This is a genomic window from Paraburkholderia sp. GAS32 (assembly GCF_050434225.1).
Lineage (GTDB): Bacteria > Pseudomonadota > Gammaproteobacteria > Burkholderiales > Burkholderiaceae > Paraburkholderia > Paraburkholderia madseniana.
In genome coordinates, this window is the sequence record NZ_JBNPVS010000107.1 from 1 (window position 1) to 7,662 (window position 7,662).

The window sequence follows — 7,662 nt, forward strand, 5'->3', positions numbered from 1 at the left end:
GTCGGCCATCGAACAGTGCCGCACCGCGGCGCTGGGCGGGCATGTGCTGCGCTGTTCGGGGTGCGATCACATCGAGGTCGCATACAACTCCTGCCTTATGGGAAGTGTTTCCCTATGGGGAGAAGATGTCTCGGAGCGAGCACGGAGCGGACTCCGCGCCCGTTTAAGTCTCCATTAAAGCTTGGCTCTGAGCATGGCGATTACCTTATCGGACGGCCGAAACGAACCCCTGCGCAGATGCGGTGGGACGATCGCGTTGAGGGCTTCGAGCTTCTCAGTTGGATCAGCGCGAGTGTAGATTTCAGTGGTCGCCAGATCGCTATGCCCGAGCCATAGGGACACTTTCCGGATATCCTGAGTGCTTCGTAGTACTATCATTGTGCAGGTGTGCCTCAACACGTGTGGTGATACCTGCTTCTTCGATAGCGAGGGACACGTATGACGAGCTGTCTCAGCGTGGCATTTAAGGATATACGCGAAACCCCAGCGACTCATTGCTTCACCGCGGGCATTGACGAACAATTCCGGTACTGCAGCAGCTCCCCGTACCACCATCCAGGCACGCAATGCATTAGCGGTCGTTTTCCACAGGGGCAACGCGCGCTCCCGCCGACCCTTGCCGTGAACACGGATGCTCATCGACGGGAGCACAACATCGGCGGTTTGCAAACCCGTCAGTTCCGATACACGCAGTCCAGCGCAGATGGCCAGATGCAGCATCGCCCGGTCCCGGATCCCCTCGCGCGTTGACGGATCGGGTGCATCGAGCAGGGCCCGAACCTCCTCCTCGACCAGATACGGCACTAACCGGGAATCAGTTTTCTTGTAGGGAATGCCCAGGATTCGTCGCGCCTGTTCGAGAATCGCGGGCTCGCGATACTCAAGGAAGTGGAAGAATGACCTGATTGCAGCCAGCCGGACATTGCGAGTCCCAGGCGAGTTCTGGCGCGTATCTTCCAGATATTCCAGGAAGTCGCTGATCAGTCTCGCATCGAGCTGCTCCAGCGCTAGCGACGACGGCGTCATCCTGAGTCGCCCGGCGGCGAACTCGAACAGGAGCTGAAAGGTGCAAGCATAGGAGTCGCAGGTGTGTTGGCTGGCGCCTCTCTCATGGGCAAGGTTTTGACGAAGAAATGCCACAATGTGCGGTGCGATCGGGATCATTTCTGTTCTCCAGTGAGAAACCCCTCTGCGGCGACAGCAATGTCATGCAGAAGCTCGGGAGTAGCCTCCAGATACCAATAGGTGGCGTTGATGTTGACGTGACCCATGTAGGTCGCAAGGGCCAACATGTGCCGCCCAACGCGGTCCCGGCCTTCCGGGCTCACCTCCAGTGCCCTGACGGCGAACGTGTGCCTGAGCTCATGCAGGCGGGGACGGTGGCCGTTGTGGGTGGTGCCGATGCCGGCGATCTTCAACAGCTTCTGGAACATCCAGTAAGTGACCGTGTACCTGAGCGAGCAACCATCGTCATCAACAAACACATGGTCGTCACCCGGACGGGCCTGCCGCCGCAGGGTCAAGTATCTCTGCAAACCCTCCGCCGCCGTCTCGTGCAGTGGAACCAGACGGGTCTTACCGCTACGCCGCTAGCGGCGTAGCGCCAACTATGCCGCATCGTTAACTATGTTCGATTTGGACGTGACGAATGCAAATTCAAGGGCGATGAACGAAACCTGATCGGCATAGTCTGATTGATATTGGACCCGCTTTTACAAGAGGCGCAGGTCATGGAGAAGTTGTACCTCAAAACGCGGTCGCACTCACTCGATACACCCAAGGGCCCCCTTGCTGAACACCTCGGTGCATTTGAAGGTCTGCTGAATGATCAAGGTTACGCGCAGGAGTCTATTCGAAGGCACTTGCTTCTCGTTGCCGATTTCAGCGTGTGGCTCAAGTGCAAGAAACTGTCGATTGAGGAAGTGACTCATGAAACTGCGCAGCGTTATCTGCACTACCGAGAACACCACCGCTGTCATCGGAAGGGCGAAAAATATGCGCTACGACGCTTTGTACAATTGCTGCAAGAAAATGGAATCGTTGCAAGGGACGCGCCCGTTGCGCAGACACCAGTTGAAGAATTGGTAAACGACTACGCTTTGTATCTGCACCAGGAACGAGGCCTGGCAGCCACGACGATCAGGAAATATCGGTGGTGTGCGCGTTTGTTTTTAACAGAGCAGTTCGGTGATGGAGCAACACGGCTCTCGGATCTCCGCGCCCACGAGATAATCGACTTTGTTCGGCATGAGGCCGCTCAAAGTCCCACGCGAGCGCAAGCGATGACAATGGTGTTGCGCTCGTTCTTGCAGTATGCGCGTTATCGAGGGTTGATCAGGCTTGACCTCGCTGCGGTGATCCCCTGGGTCGCCCACTGGTCAATGGCGTCAATCCCCAAAGCGATATCCCCTGAGCATGCCAGACGAGCGTTGGCCAGTTGCGACCGGCGGCGCCCCATCGGCCGGCGGGATTACGCGATCCTGCTCCTCCTTGCCCGGCTGGGATTGCGCGGTGGCGAGGTGGTTTCCTTGACGTTGGATGACATCGATTGGGAAACCGGCACGCTGAACGTTCACGGAAAAGGCGGTCTGGAGTCGCTGTTGCCATTACTCGCACCGGTGGGTGAAGCGATCGCCGACTACCTGAAAAACGGTCGCGCCGACTCCGAGAGTCGGCGTGTCTTCCTGCGAATAAACGCGCCGATTCGTGGCTTCAAGACGGAAAAAGCGGTAAGCAACGTAGTCAGATACGCGCTGGAGCGGGCTGGTATCGATTCGCCGAGAAAAGGAGCCCATCAATTCCGGCATGCGCTAGCGACGCAGATGCTGCATCAAGGATCTTCGTTGGCCGAGATTAGCGAGGTCTTGCGCCACAAAAATCCCGACTCGACGAGAATATACGCGAAGGTCGATCTGGATTCACTGCGGGCCTTGGCGCCGCCATGGCCGAGCCCCCGACCATGAGTACGTTACGCAAATCAATGGAAGAATACCTGACGATGCGTCGTCGCTTGGGATTCAAACTCCATGAAGCAGGCCAACGGCTGGAAGACTTCGTCTGCTATATGGAACGGCGTCGGGCCTCTCACATTAGTGCGTCACTTGCGTTGACCTGGGCACAAAAATCTCCGAAGGTTCAACCAGTGATCTGGGCTCAGCGATTGGGTGTAGTGCGTGGCTTTGCACGCTATCTGAGTGCCTTCGATCCGCACACAGAGATTCCACGGGCCGAATTGTTGCCGCACCGGTATCATCGGCGCGCTCCCTACCTTTACACCGATGAGGAAACCGAGAAGATATTGGCCGCCGCACTGGCTCTTCCTCCGGCATCGGGACTCCGGCGGTGGACTTATTTTACGCTGATAGGTTTGCTAAGCGTCACGGGCTTGCGCCCTGGTGAAGCGGTCAATCTGGAACTTGAAGACGTTGACTTGAAAGAATGCGTGCTGACGGTGCGGGGAAGCAAATTTGGCAAGTCGAGATGGGTTCCCATTCATTCCTCCACTCGAGATGCACTTGCAGACTATCTTCAACGTCGTGAACGATGTCTTGCTGGGCGCCCGGAAGCCCATGTGTTCATCACTTCGCAAGGCAAGCCTCTCAATGGAGACATGGTTTCTCATACATTTACGGCGCTCACACGGGAAATTGGTCTACGCGATTCATCAACAAGGCGCGCCCCGCGCCTGATCGACTATCGGCATCTATTTGCGGTCACGACGCTGATGAGGTTAGACCGATCGGGTAAAGACCCGGTGCGTTGGTTGCCGGTACTGTCGACCTTCCTCGGGCACCAGGGGGCGAGCGATACGTACTGGTATGTAGAGCAGCACCCAGAACTCATGAAGCAGGCGATGAAGCGCCTGGAGCATCGTTGGAAGGATGTGTCATGAAATCTACCGTCAGCTTCCCAGCGTTAGTGCAGCGGTTCTTTACGGAACGTCTCATGCAACAGCGGCAGGCCAGTCCGCACACCATCAGTTCGTATCGCGACACGTTCAGGCTGCTTCTCCGCTTTGCCTACAAGCGACTGCACAAACCACCGGATCATCTGGCATTTGAGGACATCAACGCGCCGCTCGTGACGGCGTTTCTGAATGATCTGGAGAAGACCCGGGCCATCAGTGTCCGCACCCGGAATCTGCGCCTGACGGCGATTCGCTCGTTCTTCCGTTACGCGGCCTTCGAGGCGCCAGCGTATTCCGCGCAGATCCAGCGCGTGCTGTCGATGCCCGGCAAACGCTACGATCGCAGGCTCATTCACTTTCTGACGCGGCCGGAAGTCAAGGCGCTGCTCGCCGCACCCGATAAGCGCACCTGGTGTGGTCGTCGCGATCATGCTTTACTCCGACTGGGTGTGGAGACAGGACTTCGTGTGTCGGAAATGACCGGCCTCACACGCGAGGACGTGACCCTCGGCACAGGCGCGCACATTGATGTTGTGGGTAAAGGTCGAAAACAGCGCGTCACCCCTTTTAGCAAGCAGACCGCCGCTATTCTAAAAGCCTGGATGAAAGAGCCTCGCATACCCAACAGTGATGCGCTGTTCCCGAGTATTCGAGGTGGCCATCTCAGTCCGGACGCGGTACAACGTCTCCTGAAAAAGTACACTACCCAGGCTGCCAGGGGATGTCCTCCACTGCGAAAGAAACGAGTGACGCCGCACGTGCTGAGGCACACGGCAGCCATGGAATTACTGCAAGCTGGTGTGGATCCATTCAACATTGCCCTGTGGATGGGCCATGAATCGCTCCAGACAACCCAGATGTACCTGGATGCCAGTCTGGAGATGAAGGAAAAAATTCTCGCTCGTGTCGGACCACATGATGGCAAGCCCGTACGATACCGGCCTGACAGTAAGCTCGCGACGTTTCTCAAGAGTCTATAGCCATTAAAACTATGCCGATCCGGGCGACCTAAGAATGACCTCCCGCGGGCTCTTTACAAGCATCATCGTGATCCAATCCCGGCTTGATCGGCATTGCCACGAACGCGGCATAGTTCTGGAATTTGCTCTTTCGAATGAGTAATCCTTCGGGGGTAATGTCGGCACGCCGCAGGTTCAGGGCCTCAGAGATCCGCATGCCCGTGGCTGACAGCAGGGCGATTAATGTCGCATACGTTTGTGGTTGCAACATATCGCGAGGACCCGATTGCAAGGCTGCGTTGACCAGGCGCTCGATGTCGGCGCGCGAGTAGATGAACGGGACACGGCGTGTCTTTCGGTAGCCAAAGTACCGGGCGGGCGGCAGCTCATGGCTTTGATCTTCGGTACGCAGATACCGGGCGAACCGACACACGGTCTTTAGTCTCGCGTCACGCTGGGCCACCGACGTAGCCTCAGCGGCCCAGTCGATTGCGGTTTGCGCGCGAACGTGCGTTTCACCGCGCTTGACGGCAAAGCACGCGAAGCTGTGCAACAGATAGTCTGCGTTCAGTAGTTTGAAGCCGGCCGCACGCCGCACGGCAAGATAGGACTCCACGGCCGGCATCATTTCGTCACCTCCGGCCATGGCTGCGCGATTTGCCTGAGCAGCGCGACGTCGACCTTGGCGTAATAGGCCGTGGTGTCGATGCCGCGATGCCTCAGGATCTGGCCAATCTGGTCGAGGGGAAGCCCATGACGTAACATCTCGGTCGCCGCAGTGTGGCGCAGCAGATGTGCGCCTTTGGCTGGCGAACTCACCCCGGCACGTTTTAGTGCACGCTTCACTACCGACGATATGCAATCGCCAGAGATAAACGGCTTGAAGGGGGCGATGTTTCGAACAAAGACGTGGTCGCTGCAGGCAACTCGAGGTCGCGACTCGATGTACCGCAGAAGTGCCTCACCAGCATCCTGCGGCAGCGGCAGACGAACTTCATAGCGCCCCTTTCCTGAGACGCGCAGCGTCCCGGTTTCCCACTCGATATCGCTCATGCGAAGGTTCGCCAGATCACCAGCGCGAACCCCGAGTCGCACCAGCAACAGGACAATCGCGCGATCGCGAAGGCGCCCGTGTAAATTGCCATCGCATGCGCTAATTAGACGGTCAACTTCGTCAGCGCTCAGACACCGTGGCAGTGTCGCCAGGCGCCAGTGCGCCAATGCCGGAACCGCTTGATCGAGTCCAGCTCGACATAAACCCTGAACACCGAGATAACGCAGGAAGGCTCGCGCGCTGGTGACCAGCTTTTCTGCGGTACCGATGCCACAGTTGCAGGCACTGTTCAACAGGAACGTGCGCACGTGCTTTGCGTCCCACTGGGTCGCGTCACTACCAAGCACCTCCACCATCACTGCGGCATCACGACAGTAGAGCCGAATGGTCGACGCTTTCGCGCCTCGGTGCGTGTGCAACCATCGCCGGAAACCGCTCACGATTGCCGGCTCTCGAATCTCGGCAATCGAGGGCTTGTTGTCCTGGCAGACGCCGATCTCAATCAGGTATTCGCGAAAGCGCTTGGCACCGAAATACAGATGGTGGTTGGCTTTACCTCCTTTTGCTTCCGGACAGGTGCAGGTAGGCAGATGACGATAGAAGATTTCTGGGGTCTGTGGATCCGCATCGGCCAGGGTACCGCCGTGCGCCAGCATGAAGCGGCCCAGATGGTCGGCGGCTCGCAGATAACGTACGGCGCAGGCCGCGGAGTATCCGTTCCGTTCGAGCGCATCAGCAAAGTCATCAATGAAGGCTCCGCTGGGCCCCAAGCGCAGGCGTTTCAGGGTTTTGGGTGCTACCAGGTACGTGTCTAGCATCACGTCCTCCTATGAGGGTTGCCGGGGAAGGCCAGACGACCATAGCAAAGGAGAACCGAGATTTTATGGGGAGTTGACCGGCGACCAACCAGACACCAAACCGGCGCGGCCAGCCGCATTCGTGTCGAACCTGATCTGCAACTCCCCGTTAGACAGAACTTCCCATAACACACGTAACGGAGTGCACTCCGTTACGTGCCGTAACCGGCACTGCATGAAGTGCCAGGCCAGTGCCGCACGCCGCTGGCTCGAGGCGCGTCAGGCCGATCTTCTGCCCGTGGAGTACTACCACGTGGTGTTCACGCTGCCCGCGCCAATCAGTGCCATCGCCTGGTACAACAAGGCGGTCGTCTACGGACTGCTGTTCGACATCGCCGCCGAAACACTACGTACTATCGCCACGGATCCGCGGCACCTGGGCGCACAGATCGGCGCCACGCTTGTGCTGCACACCTGGGGCTCAGCGCTCACGCATCATCCGCACGTGCACGGTATCGTCCCCGGCGGCGGTCTGTCGCCCGATGGTGAACGGTGGATCGCCTGCCGGCCCGGCTTCTTCCTGCCGGTGCGCGTGCTCTCGCGCCTGTTCCGCAGGCGTTTCCTCGAAGCACTCGCAGAGGCACACCGACGCGGCCAGTTGCAGTTCTTCGGCGAGTACACGGGGCTTGCCAATGCGGCTGCCTTTGCGCGGTGGCTTGCGCCGCTGCGCACCTGCGAATGGGTGGTCTACGCCAAGCGTCCCTTTGCAGGACCGCAAGCGGTACTCGAGTACCTCTCACGCTATACGCACCGCGTCGCGATCTCCAACCAGCGCCTGGTCGCATTCGATGAACGCGGCGTCACCTTCCGCTGGAAGGACTACCGTGCAACGGGACGCACCCGCTACAAGACCATGACGCTCGAAGCCGGCGAGTTCATGCGCCG

The 7,662-nt window shown here is 58.5% G+C and carries 6 protein-coding genes and 3 pseudogenes; 5 read left to right on the plus strand and 4 right to left on the minus strand.

Features of this window, described 5'->3' with window-relative positions:
• Positions 1 to 94 (plus strand): annotated as a pseudogene (locus P3T25_RS48150) (transposase zinc-binding domain-containing protein); the annotation flags it as partial.
• Between the two features lie 80 nt (positions 95 to 174).
• On the opposite strand, the gene P3T25_RS48155 reads toward P3T25_RS48150, so the two are convergent.
• Complete coding sequence (locus tag P3T25_RS48155; protein WP_429364789.1) at positions 175 to 1,164, minus strand: tyrosine-type recombinase/integrase; 990 nt, start codon at positions 1,162 to 1,164, stop codon at positions 175 to 177.
• Positions 1,161 to 1,571: pseudogene (locus P3T25_RS48160) on the minus strand (tyrosine-type recombinase/integrase); the annotation flags it as partial. The pseudogene P3T25_RS48160 and the gene P3T25_RS48155, both read right to left, overlap by 4 nt.
• A 159-nt stretch (positions 1,572 to 1,730) precedes the next feature.
• Between P3T25_RS48160 and P3T25_RS48165 the strand changes: the two are divergent.
• The 3 genes from P3T25_RS48165 to P3T25_RS48175 are packed head-to-tail and all read left to right on the plus strand — an operon-like array spanning position 1,731 to position 4,887.
• Complete coding sequence (locus P3T25_RS48165) at positions 1,731 to 2,963, plus strand: site-specific integrase (RefSeq protein ID WP_154567934.1); 1,233 nt, start codon at positions 1,731 to 1,733, stop codon at positions 2,961 to 2,963.
• Positions 2,960 to 3,892, plus strand: coding sequence for a tyrosine-type recombinase/integrase (locus tag P3T25_RS48170; RefSeq protein ID WP_154567932.1), 933 nt, complete (start codon positions 2,960 to 2,962; stop codon positions 3,890 to 3,892). The genes P3T25_RS48165 and P3T25_RS48170 overlap by 4 nt, the downstream gene beginning before the upstream one ends.
• Positions 3,889 to 4,887: a tyrosine-type recombinase/integrase gene (locus tag P3T25_RS48175; protein ID WP_429364792.1), complete on the plus strand. Its 999-nt coding sequence runs from the start codon at positions 3,889 to 3,891 to the stop codon at positions 4,885 to 4,887. The genes P3T25_RS48170 and P3T25_RS48175 overlap by 4 nt, the downstream gene beginning before the upstream one ends.
• 28 nt (positions 4,888 to 4,915) lie before the next feature.
• Here the strand turns inward: P3T25_RS48175 and P3T25_RS48180 are convergent, their stop codons facing one another.
• Positions 4,916 to 5,494: a hypothetical protein gene (locus P3T25_RS48180; RefSeq protein WP_429364794.1), complete on the minus strand. Its 579-nt coding sequence runs from the start codon at positions 5,492 to 5,494 to the stop codon at positions 4,916 to 4,918.
• Positions 5,491 to 6,738: a site-specific integrase gene (locus tag P3T25_RS48185; protein ID WP_429364796.1), complete on the minus strand. Its 1,248-nt coding sequence runs from the start codon at positions 6,736 to 6,738 to the stop codon at positions 5,491 to 5,493. The genes P3T25_RS48180 and P3T25_RS48185 overlap by 4 nt, the downstream gene beginning before the upstream one ends.
• Before the next feature lie 181 nt (positions 6,739 to 6,919).
• Between P3T25_RS48185 and P3T25_RS48190 the strand changes: the two are divergent.
• Positions 6,920 to 7,662, plus strand: a pseudogene (locus P3T25_RS48190) (IS91 family transposase); the annotation flags it as partial.